Genomic DNA, 18,891 nt, shown 5'->3' on the forward strand with positions numbered 1-18,891 from the left:
GACAGGAGTAGCCCGATGAGGCTGCCTGCCGCTTCCGGTGGTGTACCCGTAGCGCACAGCGGTACGCCGGGGAGTCGTCAACTTCCATCCTTGTGTAGTAATTAAGGTATTTTTGAAAATTAGTCTATATCATTTTGGCTGTGGTCGTTTATACTAGATGCAGTTGAGAAATATTTTCCACTGTAAGCGAAGCGAAGGAGCGCATCCGTTCAGATTGGCTGCAAATCAGGTGCGCCGAGGATGGCGGGCGTTCGCCTTAATATCCGCTCAGGGTGTAGAAGGGGTACGGAAGTTGAAAACAATCGATTTAAACTGTGATATGGGTGAAGGCTTTGGCGCTTATGCCTTCGGTCAAGATGATCGGCTGCTGCCTTACATTTCGTCGGCTAACATTGCCTGCGGCTTTCATGCGGGCGACCCGCATATTATGCGCGATACAGTGGAACGGTGCCTGGAGGCCGGGGTGGCTATAGGGGCTCACCCGGGACTGCCTGACCGTCTCGGCTTTGGACGACGGGAGCTGTCTATTACTGCGCGCGAGGCCTATGATTATCTGCTCTATCAGATCGGCGCTCTGGAGGCGTTCGTGCGCGCTGCCGGAGCGCGGCTGAACCACGTGAAGCCCCATGGCGCACTGTATCATATGGCAGGCCATCGGCCGGAGCTGGCCGACGCAGTCATTCAAGCCGTGCGTGCCGTGAACCCGCAGCTCATGCTGTATGCCCAGGCGGGCAGTTTGCTGCTGGAGCATGCCAAGGCAGCGGGGCTGACTGTTGCTGCGGAGGCATTTGCAGACCGCACCTATCAGCCTGGGGGCGGGCTTACGCCGCGTTCGCAGCCTGGGGCGCTCATCGTAGAGCCGGAGCAGGCGCTGCGTCAGGCGCTGTCCATCGCGCAGAGCGGCATGGCCTACACCCCGGAGGGTGTGCAGGTGGCGGTGCGAGCGGATACGATCTGTCTGCATGGCGACGGATCGGGAGCAGCCGAATTTGCCAGGCTTCTGCAGGAAGGGCTGCAATCGGCAGGAATTCGAATTACGCAGCCTGGAGGTTCCCATGAGCTCTAGCAGCCAGTCAATCCGAATGATGAGCCGCTCGGAGCTGAAGACGGTCGGCGCAGCCGCAGCGGCGGGAGCAAGCTTCCTGCTGTTATTGTTGCTGCGCAGGGATGTTTATACGGTTTTCGATGCCGAGTCTTATCTCATGATGCACATCATCATCAAGTTTTTCAGCTTTGCCATGTGCTTCTCTATTGTCTTTTTGGGAGCGATCTTCTTCGTCCATACGTTGTCCAGGCAGCGGCTCTATTCCGCCGCATTATTCCTCGTCGTCGGTATGATGGAGCTATGCGAGGCGCTCACCACATGGGGCGGGCTATCCATCCCGTTCGGCGAGCAGGGCGAGATATCCTTGTATAGCCTCGTTAGCGCATCCGGTCAATTGGTAATGGCGCTGGGCATCTTGCTTATATTTACACGGGAGGACAAGCAGCAGATGGCGCCCGTTCGACTGCTGCTGTTCTCGTCCGCGCTGGCGGGAGGCATAGCGCTGTGTGTGTTGGCTTCACAGGCTCCGCGCATGTTTCCGCTCGTGTTTGGCGGAGAGGGCTATATAATGATGCTCGAGACGTGCCAACTGATAACGATCGTGCTTCTGATACTTACAATTTTCATGATCATGTACCGCAACCGAGCCGATAAGCCGCAGGCGCTGCTGTTGATTGTCCAGGGGCTGCTGTTCTTTCTGTTCGCCAGTCTGCAATTCATGATCTCAAGCGCAGATGGAGACACGGACATGCTGGCCGGACAGTTATATAACTTGCTAGGCTACTATTATTTGCTGCGCGGCATCTATTACGTTACGCTTGAGGAGCCGCATCGACGCCATCGGCAGGCAGAGGAGCGCATCAACTTCCTTGCTTACCATGACGAGCTGACAGGCTTGTCCAACCGCAGACTATTCCAGGAGCGGCTAGGGGAAGAGCTGGTGCGCGCCCGCAGCAGCGGCAAAAAAATGGCGGTCATCCTCCTTGACATCGACCGCTTCAAGACCATTAACGATACACTTGGCCATTCCTTCGGGGATCAGATTCTGAGCGCGGTCGCTGGCAGGCTGCAGCGCATCGTTCCATACCCGAATTGCGTCTTTCGAATGGGGGGCGATGAGTTCACCATTATACTGCCTTATCTGCGCCTCCCCGAGGAGGCGATTCAGACGGCTGAGGCGCTGATGAGACTGTTTCATTCCCCGATTGCGATCGGCGAGGCGGAATACCACATTACCATCAGTCTGGGTATCTCGTTGTATCCCGATGATGGGGATAGCGTCGAGCAGTTGGTGAAGAACGCAGATGTTGCCATGTACAGTGCCAAGGCGCAGCGCAATGATTTCAAACGATTTACACCGCAAATGAACGAGCGCGCAGGCGAGCGGCTAGCGCTGGAGAATGATCTGCGGCGCGCGCTGGAGCACACCCAATTCAAGATGAACTATCAGCCGCTTGTTGAGCTGGAGACGGGTAGAGTGGTGGGCGTCGAAGCGCTCGTGAGATGGCAGCATCCGCAGCGCGGCATGATACCGCCGGGAGACTTCATCCCGCTCTCTGAGGAGACGGGCTTTATTCTGCCGCTTGGCGAATGGGTGCTTCGCGAGGCATGCCGTCAAAACAAGCAGTGGCAGGATGAGGGACTGCCGAAGATGATGATGTCGGTGAACCTGTCCATGCGCCAGTTTAAGCAGTACAAGCTAGTGGAGCGTGTAGCAGCTATATTGCGGGAAACAGGACTTGAAGCGCGCTATCTGGAGCTGGAAATTACGGAGAGTATGACGACTGAGGTGGATTATGCAGTGGAGACGCTAACCCGGCTGAAGGCGCTGGGTGTACGCATTAGCGTAGATGATTTCGGCACCGGGTATAGCTCGCTCATCTACCTCAAGCGACTGCCGATTGACAAGCTGAAGATCGACCGTTCCTTTGTCAGCGATGTGATGCATGACAGCAATGATGCCGCCATTGTGAGCACGATCGCAGCGATGGCCAAGCACTTGAAGCTCCGTATTACGGCGGAAGGCGTCGAGGATGCCGCTCAACTGGAATTTCTGCGCAGACAGCAATGCGAGGAAGCGCAAGGCTATTTCTTCGGGAGGCCGATGCCGCCCACCGATTTTGCCGCATGGCTGCAGCAGCATAAGCTAGTATAAGCCGAGGCTGGATGCATCCAACCGTGACAAGCGCTCCAGACCCTCTATGTAATGCACAAACGAGCACACCCAAGAATGCTATTGAAGAAGGCATTGTTGAGGTGTGTTTTTTATAGATAGGAGAATGAGGATGCTCAAATTAAAATATTTATTTCACAATGAGAGCCTGGCTAAGATGCTGCTGGGACACTGGGAATACGATGAGGAGTCGCTGGAGCTGTTCAAGTATTACCGCATCTCCTCAAACGCGGTCTATCCCTTTCGCTTCCAAGGGAGGACACAGTTGCTGAGATTTGCCCCTGCGCCGGAGAAGCGTCAGGAGAACGTGCTGGCCGAGCTGGAGTTCATCGCTTACTTGCGTTCACGAGGGTATGGTGCGCTTGAAACGGTGGAAGCGACGGATGGAGTGAAGCTGGTGGAAGCGCAGACTCCGTGGGGGAGTTACTACGCCTCCGTATTCAGACGGGTACCCGGAGTACAGCTCAGTCAGATCGAGCTGCGAGCGGACATCATCCATTGCTATGGGGCAGCGCTAGGTGAGCTCCACCGCTTGTCCAGCACGTATGAGCCTGCTGCCGCTGGCTGCAAGCGATGGTCATGGCAGGAGGCATTGGCCTGGATGCAGCAAGAGCTGGCGGCCTTCCCCATGGAGTCAGCCGCACTCGCGGAAGCGGAGCTGCTGCAGGACTGCCTATCCCGGATGCCTGCCTCATCAGCCGATTACGGTCTGATTCATTATGATTTTGAATGCGACAATGTGTTCTATGATGAACAGACACAGATGTGCCATGTCATCGATTTTGATGATGCCCTCTATCATTGGTATGTAATGGATATCGAGCAGGCGCTTGGCAGCCTGCAGGATGAGCTCCCTGCGGAACAGATCGAGCAGGCTAGACGGGCCTTCCTGGATGGCTATGCAACAACCTATGATCTGCCCGAGGAGAACATGGTGCTGGTGGCGGCCTGTAGACGGTTCGCGGGTCTCTACAGTTATGTTCGCTGTCTGCGAGCGCTGTCCGAGCAGTGGAACCATGAGCCGGAATGGATGACAGGGCTGCGTGCTCATCTGCAGCAGCGAATGGGAGGAATCGCCGACATTTTTGGTACAGAGATTCGGTGAGTGGAAAGTGGCCGCTGCGCTGAATAGGTATCTAAAGTCCCTGTTCTTTTGTCGAATCTTATCTTATTTTAGTTTTTTAGAACTATTAAAGCGAGATTTAATCGTGGTAAAGGTATCCACATTGATGTAAAATGATGTCATGCCATGCTGCGATTGGTGATGCAGGCTAACCTAGATCAAGAGAGTGCGGCTCTTGTCTATCTGCACGGTGGCAGGGCAGGAGTAACAACAGGGGCTTTTTACAAAAGTTAGAAGAGGTGCAGCCAGATGTTCGGAAAAGCTATATCGCTGAAGACGAAGCTCATCGCCGTTATTTCATTGTTTACCATGATGGTTGTTTGTGCAATCTCCGCGATGGATTACTATCAGTTGAAGCAAAGCATTATTGAAGAGGAATCAGTACAATACGAGTTAATTCAGGACCAGATTGTAGGCGCGGTAAAAAATATCGACCGGGTATACCGTGTCTTCGAGGAAGATATGGACCTGCAGATGAAGAAAGCGCTCGAGGAGATGGTCGCGAAGTACAAGAGTGAGCCTGATCTGGGGCAATGGGATTATGCCGCACTCAAGAACCGGTATAACGGGATGGACATCTATGTCATCGACCGCAGCATCAAGATCGCCTACTCGAATCTGGAGAAGGAGGTTGGGCTGGACTTCAGTGATGCGGGATCATTTACGGCACTGCTGAAGGAGCGCCTGGATGGCAAGTCGTTCACCGCTGACGGGATGGAGGTTTCCGTCAATACGGGGGAGATTCGCAAGTATGCCTACCTCCCGACGCCGGATAATCAGTATCTGCTGGAGGTTGGCATCAGCCTGCAGGACAGCAGTCTGTTCAACACCTTTAATTTCTTGGATGTATCCAAGGATATTTTGCAAAAGTATGATCTTGTGCGGGATATTACGGTCTATACACATGACGGGTATGCGCTAGGCAAGCAGGGGGCTGACGGCAAGGCATCGCAGCCTGCCGAGCAGATGAGAGCGCTATTCGACGAGTCCTTTAAGAATCAGGAGATTCGGGAGAAGACGGTCATGGTCGATGGCAAGGAGCTGCTCTATCGCTATGCTCCGTATCGGTTGGACGAGCAGTCTAACGATCTTAGCCGCTCGCGTGTCATCGAGATTGTATATGACAACACAGCGCTCCATGCGTTGCTTGCAGGCAAGCTGAAGGAATCGGTCATTAAGGTGCTGGTTGCCGTCGTGCTCGCAGTGCTGGTTGCAATTCTCATTGGCCGTCTGGTGACCAGACCCTTCGAGCGAATGAAGCAGCTTGTGGAGCGAACGGCGCAGTTCGACTTGCGTGATGAGCTGTCCTATAACGTGAGGACGAAGGACGAGATCGGGCAGATGGCGCAATCGATTCTGGAGATGCGCAGTCATCTGCGCGGAGTAGTGCAGCAGTTGCTCCAAGCATCGGGTTCCCTGGCAGAGAACGCCCAATCGATCCGCAGCTCGACTGCAGAGGTAAGCGGGCAATCCAAGGGAACGGCTGAGGCAGCCGAGCTATCGCTCAGACAGGTGCAGGAGACGATGGCGACGACGGAGGAGATGAATGCAACACTGAATGATATTCAGACGGTCATTCATTCGGTTGCGGAGCAGACGACGGAGGCTGCAGCGACTTCGGTTGAGGTTAGCCGCCGTGCGGACGGACTGAAGCACAGCTCCACAGAGGCCCAAGATACAGCCGCGCATATCTATATGGAAGTGAAGGAGGAGGTGGAGACGGCGATCTCACAATCCTCGTCTTCGATGGAGCAGATTCATCAGACTGTAGACGCGATCCTGAACATTGCGAAGCAGACGAATATGCTGGCGCTGAACGCAGCGATCGAAGCGTCGCGCGCTGGTGAGAGCGGCCGGGGCTTCTCCGTTGTGGCGGAGGAGATTCGCAGGCTGGCAACACACTCCTCTGAGCTGGTCGGCAATATTCAGGCGGTCATCCAGGTGGTGCGGGAGTCAGTTGATCATCTGTCCAGCAGCTCGACGAAGGTGCTTGATTTTATCGATCAGAAGGTGCGGGCAGACTATGCGACCTTGATCGACATCTCCTCGCAATACGATGGCGATGCGAAGTACTTCGGCTCGTTGCTCTCCGAGTTCAGCGCGGCGTTCGAGCAATTGAGCGCCTCAATTACCAGCACCGTCGATGCGGTAGAGCATATTACGGAATCTGTCGCTATGAATACCGAGCAGATTGAGACGATCTCGGAGCAATCTAGCCGGATCGCCGATAGCAATGATGAGATTGCTGACATCTCGCAGAAAAATTCCGAATACGCATCTCTTCTGCGTGAAATCGTGGAACGGTTCAAAGTATAGGACATCGGAGCCCCCGCTAAGCTCGAACAACATGAGTGGCGGGGGCAATAAAATCAGCATTATCGTGCTGCGGCAACCCTTCTATGGTACACTATTCCTAATAGGCTCTTAATGAGATGGAGAGGAAGGTTGTTGTTGTGAGATCGAAATTGGAACGTATCCTGCATAGGCTGGATGGGCGCGGGCAGCAGCATCCGCTCATGCCTGAGGCGATCTGGAGCCGCGAGGTGGATGCGCTTATCCGCGAGCTGGACTGGTGCGGGCATGAAGGTGAAACCGCTGTCATCGCTGTGATGGCAGGATTGCATCTGTGCAATGATCATCTGGATGTATCGCACAGCTTTGCGCAGTTGATCGAGCAGGATGCGACGGGTGCTTACTGGCATGGCATCATGCACCGGATGGAGGGTGATTTCTCCAACGGGAAGTACTGGTTCTATCAGGCAGGCAAGCACCCTGCCATGCAAGCCAGTGCGGAACGCATCGCCCTGGCGCTTCGCGATGAACTGAACCCGGAGGCGGCGCCGCCTGGCCGCATTCGCCAGCATATGCTGGATTTCAGGGATCAGAGCGCGTGGAGCCCGTCCGTATTTACCGATGTGGTGCAATGGCAGCAGGGACGGGCGCTTGATCCCGAATTCCGCAGCATGCTCGAACGAATACAGGCAATCGAAGCCCGCGTGCTGTTGAGCGAGACACTGAGGATGTGCAGCTCAATCATCGACAGTCTGACGGAGGATGCCCGGCGTTAAGTCTGGTGAGCGTCGGCATAACAGGGCACAAGTGCCCGGTTCATCTGCTAGGGCGTGTCTTCAAACTCCGACGGGAGCAGATTTCGCCGAATTTTCGTTCCGGGCAAGGCACGTGCTCGCAGGCGTAGTACGGGGTACGTCAAGAGAACGTAACGCAGTACTGGGCGAAAAGGCGGTGAACGATGCCCTTGAGCGGGTTTGAAGACACGCTCTAGAACCCCATCGCATGAAATCCAGCATCGACATGGAGCACCTCGCCGGTAATTCCGCGCGACAGGCGGCTGAGGAGAAACATCGTGGCATCGCCCACCTCATCCTGATCGACATTACGGCGCAGTGGAGCCTTGCTGTCCATGGCGGACAGAATATCGTTGAAGCCAGCAACTCCGCCTTTGGCTGACAGGGTGCGGATCGGGCCGGAGGAGACGGCATTGACCCGAATGCCCGCCTTGCCCAGATCCTCGGCGAGATAGCGCACGCTGGCCTCCAGAGCCGCCTTGGCTACTCCCATGACATTGTAGTTCCGCACCACCCGCTCAGCTCCCAGATAGCTTTGCGTGACGATGCTGCCGCCCTCTGTCATCAGATGGCGGCATTCTCGCGCCATCGCCACCAGGGAGTAGGCGCTCACATCATGCGCCAGCAGAAACGGCTCCCGCTCCGTATCCGCGAATTCACCCTGCAGGTCATCCTTCTCCGCATAGGCGATGCAATGCGCCAATCCATGAATAACGCCCACCTGATTCTTAATCGCTGCAAAGGCTGCAGCAATGCTCTCATCGCTGGCGACATCGCAGGGAACACAGAGCAGCGCCTCAATGTGCTGCTGCTCCAGGAGCTGCATTAGCTTCTGGCGAGAGCGCTCCTTGCGATAGGTGAAGATAAGCTGCGCACCGGCAGCATGCAAGGATTTGGCGATGCCCCAGGCAATACTCCGCTCATTGGCTACCCCTGTAACCACGACCGTCTGACCACTCATTATGCCTTTCTGTAACGATGTGCTCATGCTTGATTCCTCCTGCGATATATAGATTCATTCATAATTAATTTGGGCTCAAACCAGAAATCAGTGCTTGACTTGGGCCGAGCTGAGACGCTACGGGACAGAGGGTTCTTCCGATCGCTGTTAAAGCCCGATTCCTTTTATTTATTTGAGGACTATGGTGGGAATCGGTCTTTAAAGGCGAACACTGACGTTTCTCCAGAATCCCTCCGCCCCTCCGCTAAGCTCTGTTTTCTGTCAAGCACTGATTATTAGGTTGAGCCTTAATTTATGATAAGATATTAATACCTGGTACTAATTATCAGTGTAGCTAATCATACTCCCTGGAGCTGATTATTGCAAGAGCGATGGGGAAGTGGGCAGCGGAGTGTACGGTTTAAATGAGGCTGGTTGGATAACGCAACCAGCCCCCTGTCCATCATGGACAAGGGGCTGGTGCGTCTTAGCAGTTGCGATGGCCGTGCGATGGACATCAGTCGTATGTCCCTACAGATCGCCCCAGTTCAGGTTGGACGATTTGCTGTAGTTGGTCACCTTTTGCTCGAAGAAATCCGTCTTCATCCCGTTCATGTTGCTGAAGCTTTCGACCCATTTCATCGGATGCTCGGTCACTTCCGGGTAGAGAATGTCCAGCCCCAGCTTTCTCAGCCGCTCGTTGGAGAGGAACTTGATATACTGGTCGATGATCTCGTTCGTCAGTCCGGCGATCTGATTGTTCGTAATATATTGGCCCCAGGCAATCTCATGCTCGACCGCAGTACGCATCATCTGACGCAGCTCCTCAACCAGCACCGGCGTGAACAGCTCGGGATTCTCCTTGCGGACCTCACGGAAGATGCCCTGGAACAATGCCAGATGTGTCAGCTCGTCGCGCTGGATGTACTTGATCTCGGATACGGTGCCGAGCATCTTGCCTTGGCGTCCCAGTGCATAGAAGAAGCTGAAGCCGCTATAGAAGTAGATGCCTTCGAGAATATAGTTTGCCATGATCGTCTTGACGAGGTTCTGTGCGGACGGATCGGCAATGAAGTTCTCATACAGATCGGTGATGAACCGGTTGCGCTTGAGCAGATTTTTGTCCTCGCGCCACAGGTTATAGATCTGATCCCGCACCTCTGCGGAGCAGACGCTGTCGAGAATGTACGAGTAGCTCTGGCTATGCACCGCCTCCTGGAAGGTATGCACGGTCAGGATGAGATTGACCTCGGGTGCTGTAATATATTCGTTGATATTCGGCAGGTTCGCGGTCTGCAGCGAATCCAGAAAAATCAGGAAGCTAATAATCTTATCGTAGCTGTTGCGCTCGGAGAGGGACAGATTCTTGTAATCCTTGGCGTCCTGGGCGAGCGGAATCTCCTCGGGAATCCAGAAGTTATTCATCATCGTCCGGTACATCTTGGTGGCCCAGTCGTACTTGACGTTATTCAGCTCGATCAGGTTGGTCGTGTTGCCGCCAATCATGCGGCGCTTGCCCCAGTCCCGATCGCCGTCCTCGTTAAACAGCTTTTTGCGTTGAAGTTCCATTATTGTTCTGTTCCTCCTTCAATTAAGAGCTGCAGCTTACGCAATCCTCCACCTCAAGACTCTGGTTGCGGCAGTAGTAGACCGTCTTGAGCCCTTGCTGCCAGGCAGCCATATACAGCTCCAGAAACTCCTTGGCAGTATAGTTCGGCGTAATGTACAGGTTGAACGATTGCGCCTGGTCAATATGGCGCTGACGGCGTCCGGCCGCCTTGATGCTCCAATGCTGATCGATGTGATGCGCTTCTTTGTAGTACCAGAACGTCTCCTCGTTCAGATTCGGCGCCGTCTGCGGGATGACCGCATTCTTCTTCTCCTCGATGAAGAACTTGTTGAAGATCGGGTCGATCCCGGCCGTTGAGCCAGCAATTAGCGAGGTGGACGCAGTAGGTGCGATCGCGAACATCCAGGCGTTGCGCACGCCATGCTCGGCCACGGCCGCCTTCAGCTCCAGCCATTGCGGACTGGTATAGCCGCGCTGCTCGAAGTATGCGCCGCTCTGCCATTCGCTGCCCTCGTATGCCGGATAGGCTCCCTTGTCCTTGGAGATCTCCATCGACGCCTTGATCGCGCAGTAGTTGATCCACTCGTACAGCTCATCTACCCGATCCAGATGCTCCTCGCTCTCCCAGTTGATCTTGTTCAGCGCCAGCCACTGATGGTAGCCGCTTGTGCCAAGGCCGACCGCGCGGTATTTCTTATTCGTAATTTCCGCTTGCGGGATCGGGTAATGGTTCAGATCGATGACATTATCCATCATGCGCATCTGGCACGCCACGACCTCCGCAATCTCCTCCTTGGTGCGCGTGCGGCCCAGATTGAGGGAAGACAGGTTGCAGACCACATAGTCGCCGCTTTTTACCTGTGTCGTTATCATGCCATCCTCATGAGTGGTCGACACATATTCGGTCGGGCTCATATTCTGGCAAATTTCGGTACACAGATTTGAGCAATAGATGATGCCCTTGTGCTTGTTCGGATTGGCGCGATTAACCGTATCGCGGAAGAACACGAACGGCGTCCCGGTCTCGAAGGAGCTGGCGAGCACCCGCTTCATAATCTCGATCGCAGGCACCTCCTCCTTGGACAGCTCAGGGTGGTTCACGCACGCTTCGTAACGGCGCTCCCATTCCTCGCCCCATGCATCCTCCAGCGACCATCCCATCAGAGTGCGCACCTCATGCGGGTCGAACAGATACCACGACTCGCGCTCCTCTACCTTGCGCATGAACAGATCGGGGATACAGACGCCTGGGAAGATGTCATGCGCCTTCATCCGGTCGTCGCCGTTGTTGGTCTTGAGATTCAGGAAATCGAATATATCCTTATGCCATACGTCCAGATAGATGGCCACTGCGCCAGAGCGCACGCCAAGCTGATCGACGGCAATCGCCGTGTTATTGTAGTTCTTGATCCATGGCACAACACCGCCGGCGACACCCTTATAGCCCCGGATATTGGAGCCGCGGCTGCGCACCTTGCCGACATAGATGCCCATGCCGCCGCCGAACTTGGAGACCTGGGCGAAACTGGCATCGACATTGTAGATGCCCCACAGATTGTCCGGCACGGTGTCAATGAAGCAGCTTGACAGCTGATGGAACGGCTTGCGCGCATTGGCAAGCGTTGGTGTGGCAACGGTCATCTGCAGGCGGCTGAGCACATCATAGAACTTGCGGGCCCAGGCCAGCTTGTCCTGCTCCTTCATCGCCAGATGCATCGCTACGCCCATGAACAGCTCCTGTGGCAGCTCCAGCACCTCACCGCTGAAGCCCTTGATCAGATAGCGGTCGCTCAGTGTCTTCAGACCGACATAGTTGAACAGGTAGTCGCGCTCCGGCACGATGTAATTGCCCAGCTCGCGGATCTCCTCGCGCGTATAGTGCTCCAGAATATAGGAGCCATAGAAGCCCTTGTCTGTCAGGTACGTAATCAGAGAGTAGAAATCACCGTAGCCGAAGTAACCATATTTGCGATTAATTTGCGCTTCCTTGTACAGATCATACACGAGCAGCTTGGCAGCGACATATTGCCAGTTCGGCTCCTCGACACTTGTCTTCTCTACCGCAACCTGGATCAGTGTGCGTTGAACTTCCTTGGTCGTAATGTTGTTGCGGAAGTAAGGGAGCAGCGCCGTCTCCAGCTCCAGCGGGTCGCAGCCGGCAAAGCCGTCGCAGGCGAAGTCGATCACCTTCTTCAGCTTGGAGAAGATCAGCTCCTCCTTCTGTCCGTTCCGTTTAATAATATCCAAATGAATGTCACTCCTTCATGGAAAGTAAAAGCTCACAAAACACAATATATAGTTATTAAAATAGAAAATACCTCAATATACAGTGTTGGTCAAGAGCCTGTAGTCCTGGTGTGGCGACATGACTCAACAAAGCTCGCCGTTGACTGCACGCTGAAGCGCCATCCTATCTCGTCCAAGGAGACGCATGCTCCGCGCTCTGTCGGGCGTCCTGAATGTCGTGGATGGACAGCAGCATTCAAGTAGCTTGTCAAAGGCTCAGTATACTACAAATTGTGACGAACGGACAGGGGGGCGATGTTTTATTATGGCAAGCTTTCTGTTAGACTTACTCTAGATAATCAGCAGGGCGAGCGAAGAAGATAGACGGCGGCAATAGCCCTCTAGGGCTTGCATATACGCCCAGGATTTTCTGCGCCCGCTCCAGCGAGAAGAAGGAAAGAGAAGGTGTTTTGTAACGTGGTAAACAGACAAAAGAAGCTGCTGCGAGCTTTCATGCCGGTGGTGCTCGCCATGCTTGCAGCGATGCTGTGGGCCGTCTCGCCTGCGCAGGTTCTAGCACATGCGAGCGTGGAGTTGATGGCGCCTGAGCCGAATACGCAGATGAATGAGCCGCCTCAGCAGGTCGAGCTCAGGTTCAATGAGCCGATCGAGGCAGGCTTTGGCGGTGTGCAGGTGCTGGATTCGATGTCGAGGACAGTTACGGATCAGCAGCAAGAGGTGTCTGCTGATCGACGGACGATCACGCTGCCGCTGCCGAAGCTTGGAGAGGGTGTCTATACGGTATCCTACGGGGTTGTATCAGCGGATGGGCATCCGGTGTCTGGCTCTTATATATTCGTCGTCGGCAACCCGCCCAATGCGAAGGATGCCTCAAGCTTTGACCTGCACAAGCAGCTCGGCCACACTGGACATGGCTCCGCGACAGAGGTAAGCGCCGGCGAGCTGCTGCTCTATCTGTCGCGTGGGCTGTACTATGCCGCGCTGCTGCTGGTTGCGGGGCTGATGCTGTGGTACGGCCTGCTGCGGACGAAGACGGAGGTGCAGCGGACGCAATTTGACAAGTGGGGACTGTGGACGATGCGTGCCCTGCTCCTGACGAGCTTGTTCTATGTATTCGTCCATACTCGCGAGCTGATGGAGGGACAGCCCTCACCGGATTGGCTGCGGCTGTTCACGCGCACAGAGATTGGCATCTCCTGGCTCATCCTGCTCGCGCTGGCGCTGCTCGGGTTTCTCGTGCTCAAGTCCGGTGCGGTGGTTCGCATGCTGTGGGCAGTCGCGCTGCTCGTGCTGGAGAGCATAAGCGGCCATGCTGCGGCCTATGAGCCGAAGTGGTATTCGCTGCTGCTGGATAATGTGCATCTGCTTGCTTCAGCGATCTGGGCCGGGGGACTGGCATTCCTGTTTGTGCTCTGGCGGGTGGAGCGCAAGGATGCAGGGCGGTTCGCTGAGGCATTCTCACGGGCGGCATGGATCAGCATTGTCGTGCTGACGATCAGCGGTGTGCTGAGCACATTGTTGTTCCTGCCGGACTTTTCGTATCTGTTCTACACCTCCTGGGGGGTGCTGCTCGTTATCAAGACCGTGCTCGTGCTGCTCGTGATCGTGACCGGGGCGCTGCTACGCATCCGAGTGCGGCGCGGCGATCTGCCCCATAGCGGATTGCTCAAGCTGGATGTTGGGCTGATGGCGGCGATTGTCCTCGTCGTGGGCATCTTCACGTACATTAGCCCATTGCCTGCCAATGAGCCCTTCTCCAAGCATCTGATGGGCTCGGACAAGCATATTACGTTGCGCATTACGCCGAACGTGCCGGGTGAGAACAAGTTTATCGTTAAGGTATGGCTGCCGGAGAAGTCGGGAGAGCCGAAGCGTATCAAGCTGCTGCTGCGCTCGCTGGACAAGCCGGATATGGGAGCGATCGAGCTGCCGATTGAGCCTTATGAGGATCAGGAGGTAGATACCTTCGATGGATTTATCAAGTCTACCTACCGGGCGGAGGGGCCATACATCCCGTTCCCTGGTCAGTGGAAGGCGGAGATTCGCATCCTGACACAGGCGGATGATGAGATCGTCCATACCGAGACGTTCCGCAATTATTAACACGGCAAGGGGGGAGCGGCAGTGAGCTACAGGCAATTAAAAGGGTTGATTCTGTCCATACCGACGTTAACCATCGGCTTGTGGGAGTATCTGCGGCACACGCTGCTGCTCCCCTATCTGTCGATGGAGCTGGGCAATGTGCTGGCTCCATTCATCGTATTCTTCGTCACCATTACGTTGCTGCGCAAGCTGTTCGCTGTGCTGGAGCAGACGCAGGAATCGCTGCGGCGCGAGCAAGCGATCAAGGTGGGGATGGAGCAGCGCGAACAGCTTGCGCGCGAGCTGCATGACGGCATCTCGCAGTCGCTGTTCCTGCTGTCGGTCAAGCTCGACAAGCTGGAGCGGGCGCAGAGCACGCCGGAGGGCAAGCAGCAGACCGAGCAGATTCGGGAGACCGTGCGGCATGTATATGACGATGTGCGCCAATCCATCGCCGCGCTGCATAGCTCGCCGCTTATTACTGACAAGCCGTGGATTCAATCGATTCATCGGCTGCTGGAGGAGATCCGCGAGGATAGCGGTCTGGAGCTGACACTCGACTGGCAACTGACGGATGCGGTGCTATCGCCCAAGCAGAAGGTGGAGCTGCTGGCGATTATGCGCGAGGCTTTATTGAATGTACAGAAGCATGCCCGCGCCACAGCAGCAGTCGTCCGGTGCCTGCCGGAGATAGACGGGGAGGGCTTCGTCTGCACGATTACGGATGATGGGATCGGCTCAAGTGAACAGGACTGGAGCAAGAAGGGTTGCTACGGTGTGAAGTCGATGCGAAGCCGGGCGCAGGCGATGGGATGGAGCTTGACGATCGACCCGGCGGAGCAGGGGGCTGACGGCTCGGAGGCTGCATCTGCTCCTCGCTACGGCACGCGGGTAACGATTCGGAGTCAAGGAGGCTACGACAAGCATGGAGGATAATGGACGGTTTCGCGTCCTGTTGGTGGACGATCATCCGCATGGAAGAGAAGGGATGCGGACAGTCATGGAGATTGACCCGGTCTTTCAGGTTGTGGCGGAGGCCACAAGCGGCGAGCAGGCGGTGCAATTGGCAGAGGAGCTGATGCCTGACCTGATCCTGATGGACATTAACATGCCGGGCATCGGCGGCCTGGAAGCGACGCAGCGAATCAAGACGCGCTTGCCTGCGATCAAGATCGTCATGGTGACCGTATCTGATGACATCACTGACCTGTTTGAAGCGATTAAGCGCGGAGCACAGGGTTATCTGGTCAAGAACCTGAATCCGTCCTCCTGGCATGAATACTTGCGGGCGATAGCGGTGGATGAGGCGCCGATGTCCAAGGAGCTGGCCTTCCGTATTCTGCAGGAGTTTACGTCCCGCGCAGACGGGACGTCGCCGGCCAGGCCGCAGGATGAGCCAGGCAAGGCTGCGGCGCCTCCGCCCCGCCAGCCTGCTGCTTCTCCCCTGACACCGCGAGAAACTGAAATTCTGGAGCGAGTCGCCAAGGGAGAGTCGAACCGAGAGATCGCGGCGCTGTTCCATCTGTCCGAGCATACGGTCAAAAATCATCTCAAAAATATATTGCAAAAGCTACATCTGGACAATCGGGTGCAGTTGGCGCGCTATGCGCTGGAGCAAGGATTGGCTGGAGAGCGCCAGTCTGGCTATTAAGTCACAATTTGTTCACACAATACTAGCCCTTTTGAGCCATGCGGGACGGAGTGGGGAGTTTTATACTGATACAAGTAAAACTAACAGATAGGATGTGTAGAGGTTGAAAAAGTGGTTGAGTACGGCGATGGCTCTGATGGTCATGCTAATGTTCGCTTCTGTAGCAAGCGCGCATGTGACGGTGAAGCCAGTGGAGGTAAGTCAAGGCTCCTATGAAGTATTTACGGTGCGTGTTCCTAGCGAAAATAAAGGCACGACCACCCAGAGCATCGAGATTCGTGTACCGGAAGGTGTCGATATATTGCGCGTAGAGCCTAAGCCGGGCTGGACGTACACACTGAGCAAGGAAGGCGAGCGCATCACGAGCGTAGCCTGGAGTGCTGAGGGCGAGGGCTTGAAGGAGACCGAGTTCACAGAGTTCCGCTTCCAGGGCAAGGTGGGCGCTGATGCGACCGAGTTGAACTGGAAAGCATACCAAACCTATGCCGACGGAAGCAAGGCCGACTGGGTCGAAGCTGCGGACGGACAGTATCCGGCATCTGTAACTGCTGTAACGCCGGGTACAGGCGACGGCCATGGACATGGAGGACATGGCGCGGATAGCTCCGCAGGTCAGCCGGCTGCCTCAACGGATGCTGGTCAGCCTGCGGCCGATTCCAGTGCTGCGAGCGGTCATGCCGGCGAATCTGCCGCTGCCAGCCCTGCCGAGGCTGGAGCGACATCGAACGGACTGGATCGCGGCCTCGCGATCGCGGCACTTGCACTGGGCGTTATCGCCGTTATTATTGCGCTTGTCCGCAAGCCAGCAGCCAAATAGAAGCTTATCTATCACCACAGATGCCCCGCCATGGGTCTATTGCCCAGGGCGGGGCATCTGTGCGTCTATAGAGACTAAGCGATACTTGAGGCCTGGAGGCGTGGAGCGGCTTATGCCGGTGAAGTCAACCGGCTCCGCCAGCTATGACCTGTCGGCCAGCCAGCAGCTCCTCCAGCTCTCTCTCGGAGCAGTAGACGAAGTGGCCGGGCGTGACCTCATGCATCGATGGCTGCTCTAGCGCGGTATAACGGTGCGTGGTCGGATCGTACACCTCGCGGCGGCGAGTACGCTCGGACTCGGGGTCGGGCAGTGGAATCGCGGACAGCAGCGACCGTGTATACGGATGCAGCGGATTGCGATACAGCTCATCGGCAGGAGCCAGCTCGACCAGCTTGCCGAAGTACATGACACCGATCCGGTCGCTAATATATTTGACCATCGAGAGATCATGGGCGATGAACAGATAGGTCAGATCATTGTCGCGCTGTAGCTTCTTCATCAGATTGACGATCTGTGCTTGAATCGACACATCGAGCGCTGAGATCGGCTCGTCGGCAATGATGAATTCAGGCCCGACAGCGAGAGCGCGCGCGATGCCGATCCGCTGGCGCTGACCGCCAGAGGCCTCATGCGGATAGCGGCGGGCGAAGTCGCGATGCAATCCGACCTGATCCAGCAGCTCGATGACCTTGTCCATGCGCTCCCCGCGCGAGGAGGCCAGCTCATGAATGTCAAGGCCCTCAGCGATAATATCCGCGACAGTCATGCGGGGATTCAGCGACGCATACGGGTCCTGGAAGATCATCTGCATGCGGCGGTTCAACTGCTTGAGCTCGCGACGGCTTTTGCGAGCATGGACATCCACCCCATCGAACCATACCTGTCCGCCGGTCGCCTCATAGAGCCGGATGATGGCGCGCCCGGTCGTTGATTTGCCGCAGCCGGATTCCCCGACAAGTCCGAGTGTCTCCCCGCGGTAGATCGTGAAGCTGATGCCGTCTACCGCCTTGATCACTTGCTGCTTATCCAGCCGAAAGTGCTGCTTGAGATCCATGACCTCAACTAGCTTCTCCTTCACCTGTCCATGCCCCCCTTCACCGAGACCGGCTTGGCGTAGGCGTTCTCTAGCTGGCGCCTCCGCTGCATGACCACCGCTGGCGGCTCCACCTTGGGCGCATCAGGATGGAGCAGCCATGTCTTCGCATAGTGCGTATCGGATATTCGAAACATCGGCGGCTCCTCTTCAAAGTCAATCTTCAGCGCGTACCGATTGCGCGGCGCGAAGGCGTCACCCGCTGGCGGGTGAGCCAGATCAGGTGGCGTGCCAGGAATGTCCAGCAGCTCGCTCTCATCATCCTGATCGAGATGGGGCATGGAGGCGAGCAGCCCCCAGGTGTATGGGTGACGGGGGTCGTAGAAGATCTCATCCACTGTGCCGATCTCGACGATCTGCCCGGCATACATGACCGCTACCCGATCCGCCATATTGGCAACCACGCCCAGATCATGGGTGATCAGGATGATCGACATGCCGAAGCGGCTCTGCAGATCCTTCATCAGCTCCAGTATTTGCGCCTGAATCGTCACATCGAGCGCCGTCGTCGGCTCATCGGCGATCAACAGCCGCGGCTTGGCGGCGAGCGCCATCGCAATCATCGCCCGCTGGCGCATGCCGCCCGAGAATTCATGGGCATACTGATTAATCCGCTTCTCAGGGAAAGGGATGCCGACCAGCTTCAGCAGCTCCAGCACACGTGAGCGCGCAGCACTGGGAGACAGCTTCTGATGTCGGATCAGCGTCTCCGCAATCTGCTTGCCGATCCTCATCGTCGGGTTAAGCGAGGTCATCGGGTCCTGGAAGATCATGCCGATGTCGCTGCCGCGGACACTCTCCATCTGTTTATCGGTCATAGCTGTCAGCTCGGTGGCGCCGAGTGTGATGCGTCCCCCGCTGATGCGGCCGGGCGGAGAGGGGATGAGCTTCATGATCGCCTGTGCGCAGACGCTCTTGCCGGAGCCGGATTCTCCTACCACAGCGAGGGTCTCTCCCTCATATACCTCGAAGGAAATGCCGCGTACAGCCTGTACTTCTCCGGCATAGGTACGGAACGTTACACTCAGGTCGGATACTTCTAGCAGTTTGCTTCTCATCATTAC

At 56.0% G+C, this 18,891-nt stretch carries 14 protein-coding genes; 9 read left to right on the forward strand and 5 right to left on the reverse strand.

Translation table 11 applies throughout. The annotated features are described in order from the left end of the window. Positions 1-292 precede the first annotated feature (292 nt). From ACY1JZ_RS15305 to ACY1JZ_RS15325, 5 genes are all read left to right on the forward strand, one after another. Positions 293-1,066 carry a LamB/YcsF family protein gene (locus ACY1JZ_RS15305; protein WP_462629931.1) on the forward strand — a complete coding sequence of 258 codons (774 nt, stop codon included), beginning with the start codon at positions 293-295 and terminating at the stop codon, positions 1,064-1,066. Further along, on the forward strand, positions 1,056-3,200 hold the full coding sequence (locus ACY1JZ_RS15310; protein WP_462629932.1) for a putative bifunctional diguanylate cyclase/phosphodiesterase: 2,145 nt from the start codon (positions 1,056-1,058) through the stop codon (positions 3,198-3,200). Before ACY1JZ_RS15305 ends, ACY1JZ_RS15310 begins: the two co-directional genes overlap by 11 nt. 130 nt (positions 3,201-3,330) lie before the next feature. Further along, the gene (locus tag ACY1JZ_RS15315) at positions 3,331-4,323 is read left to right on the forward strand and encodes a phosphotransferase enzyme family protein (protein ID WP_462629933.1); all 993 of its coding nucleotides are present in this window, start codon (positions 3,331-3,333) and stop codon (positions 4,321-4,323) included. Positions 4,324-4,590: 267 nt separating this feature from the next. Beyond that, the gene (locus ACY1JZ_RS15320) at positions 4,591-6,657 is read left to right on the forward strand and encodes a methyl-accepting chemotaxis protein (RefSeq protein ID WP_462629934.1); all 2,067 of its coding nucleotides are present in this window, start codon (positions 4,591-4,593) and stop codon (positions 6,655-6,657) included. 137 nt (positions 6,658-6,794) lie between these two features. Then, entirely contained in the window at positions 6,795-7,409 is a 615-nt protein-coding gene (locus ACY1JZ_RS15325) for a hypothetical protein (RefSeq protein WP_462629935.1), read from the forward strand. Between the two features lie 211 nt (positions 7,410-7,620). On the opposite strand, the gene fabI is transcribed toward ACY1JZ_RS15325, so the two are convergent. From fabI to ACY1JZ_RS15340, 3 genes are all read right to left on the reverse strand, one after another. Next, positions 7,621-8,415 (reverse strand): enoyl-ACP reductase FabI, encoded by a 795-nt coding sequence (gene fabI / locus ACY1JZ_RS15330; RefSeq protein ID WP_462629936.1) that lies wholly within the window; start codon positions 8,413-8,415, stop codon positions 7,621-7,623. Between the two features lie 483 nt (positions 8,416-8,898). Next, complete coding sequence (locus ACY1JZ_RS15335) at positions 8,899-9,936, reverse strand: ribonucleotide-diphosphate reductase subunit beta (RefSeq protein WP_270169567.1); 1,038 nt, start codon at positions 9,934-9,936, stop codon at positions 8,899-8,901. A gap of 22 nt (positions 9,937-9,958) precedes the next feature. After that, positions 9,959-12,184: a ribonucleoside-diphosphate reductase subunit alpha gene (locus ACY1JZ_RS15340; RefSeq protein ID WP_462629938.1), complete on the reverse strand. Its 2,226-nt coding sequence runs from the start codon at positions 12,182-12,184 to the stop codon at positions 9,959-9,961. Positions 12,185-12,640: 456 nt separating this feature from the next. On the opposite strand from ACY1JZ_RS15340, the gene ACY1JZ_RS15345 reads away from it, so the two are divergent. The 4 genes from ACY1JZ_RS15345 to ACY1JZ_RS15360 all read left to right on the forward strand — a co-directional run bounded on the left by ACY1JZ_RS15345 (position 12,641) and on the right by ACY1JZ_RS15360 (position 16,734). Then, entirely contained in the window at positions 12,641-14,287 is a 1,647-nt protein-coding gene (locus ACY1JZ_RS15345; RefSeq protein ID WP_270169571.1) for a copper resistance CopC/CopD family protein, read from the forward strand. Positions 14,288-14,308: 21 nt separating this feature from the next. Next, entirely contained in the window at positions 14,309-15,202 is an 894-nt protein-coding gene (locus ACY1JZ_RS15350) for a sensor histidine kinase (protein WP_462629939.1), read from the forward strand. After that, positions 15,192-15,917 (forward strand): response regulator, encoded by a 726-nt coding sequence (locus ACY1JZ_RS15355; protein ID WP_462629940.1) that lies wholly within the window; start codon positions 15,192-15,194, stop codon positions 15,915-15,917. Before ACY1JZ_RS15350 ends, ACY1JZ_RS15355 begins: the two co-directional genes overlap by 11 nt. 103 nt (positions 15,918-16,020) lie before the next feature. Continuing rightward, on the forward strand, positions 16,021-16,734 hold the full coding sequence (locus ACY1JZ_RS15360; RefSeq protein WP_462629941.1) for a YcnI family copper-binding membrane protein: 714 nt from the start codon (positions 16,021-16,023) through the stop codon (positions 16,732-16,734). 124 nt (positions 16,735-16,858) lie between these two features. Here the strand turns inward: ACY1JZ_RS15360 and ACY1JZ_RS15365 are convergent, their stop codons facing one another. Together ACY1JZ_RS15365 and ACY1JZ_RS15370 are read right to left on the reverse strand one after the other, a co-directional pair. Then, positions 16,859-17,812 carry an ABC transporter ATP-binding protein gene (locus ACY1JZ_RS15365; RefSeq protein ID WP_462629942.1) on the reverse strand — a complete coding sequence of 318 codons (954 nt, stop codon included), beginning with the start codon at positions 17,810-17,812 and terminating at the stop codon, positions 16,859-16,861. After that, positions 17,809-18,885, reverse strand: coding sequence for an ABC transporter ATP-binding protein (locus ACY1JZ_RS15370; protein WP_462629985.1), 1,077 nt, complete (start codon positions 18,883-18,885; stop codon positions 17,809-17,811). Before ACY1JZ_RS15370 ends, ACY1JZ_RS15365 begins: the two co-directional genes overlap by 4 nt. Positions 18,886-18,891: the final 6 nt, after the last annotated feature.

The organism is Paenibacillus sp. J5, assembly GCF_054955055.1.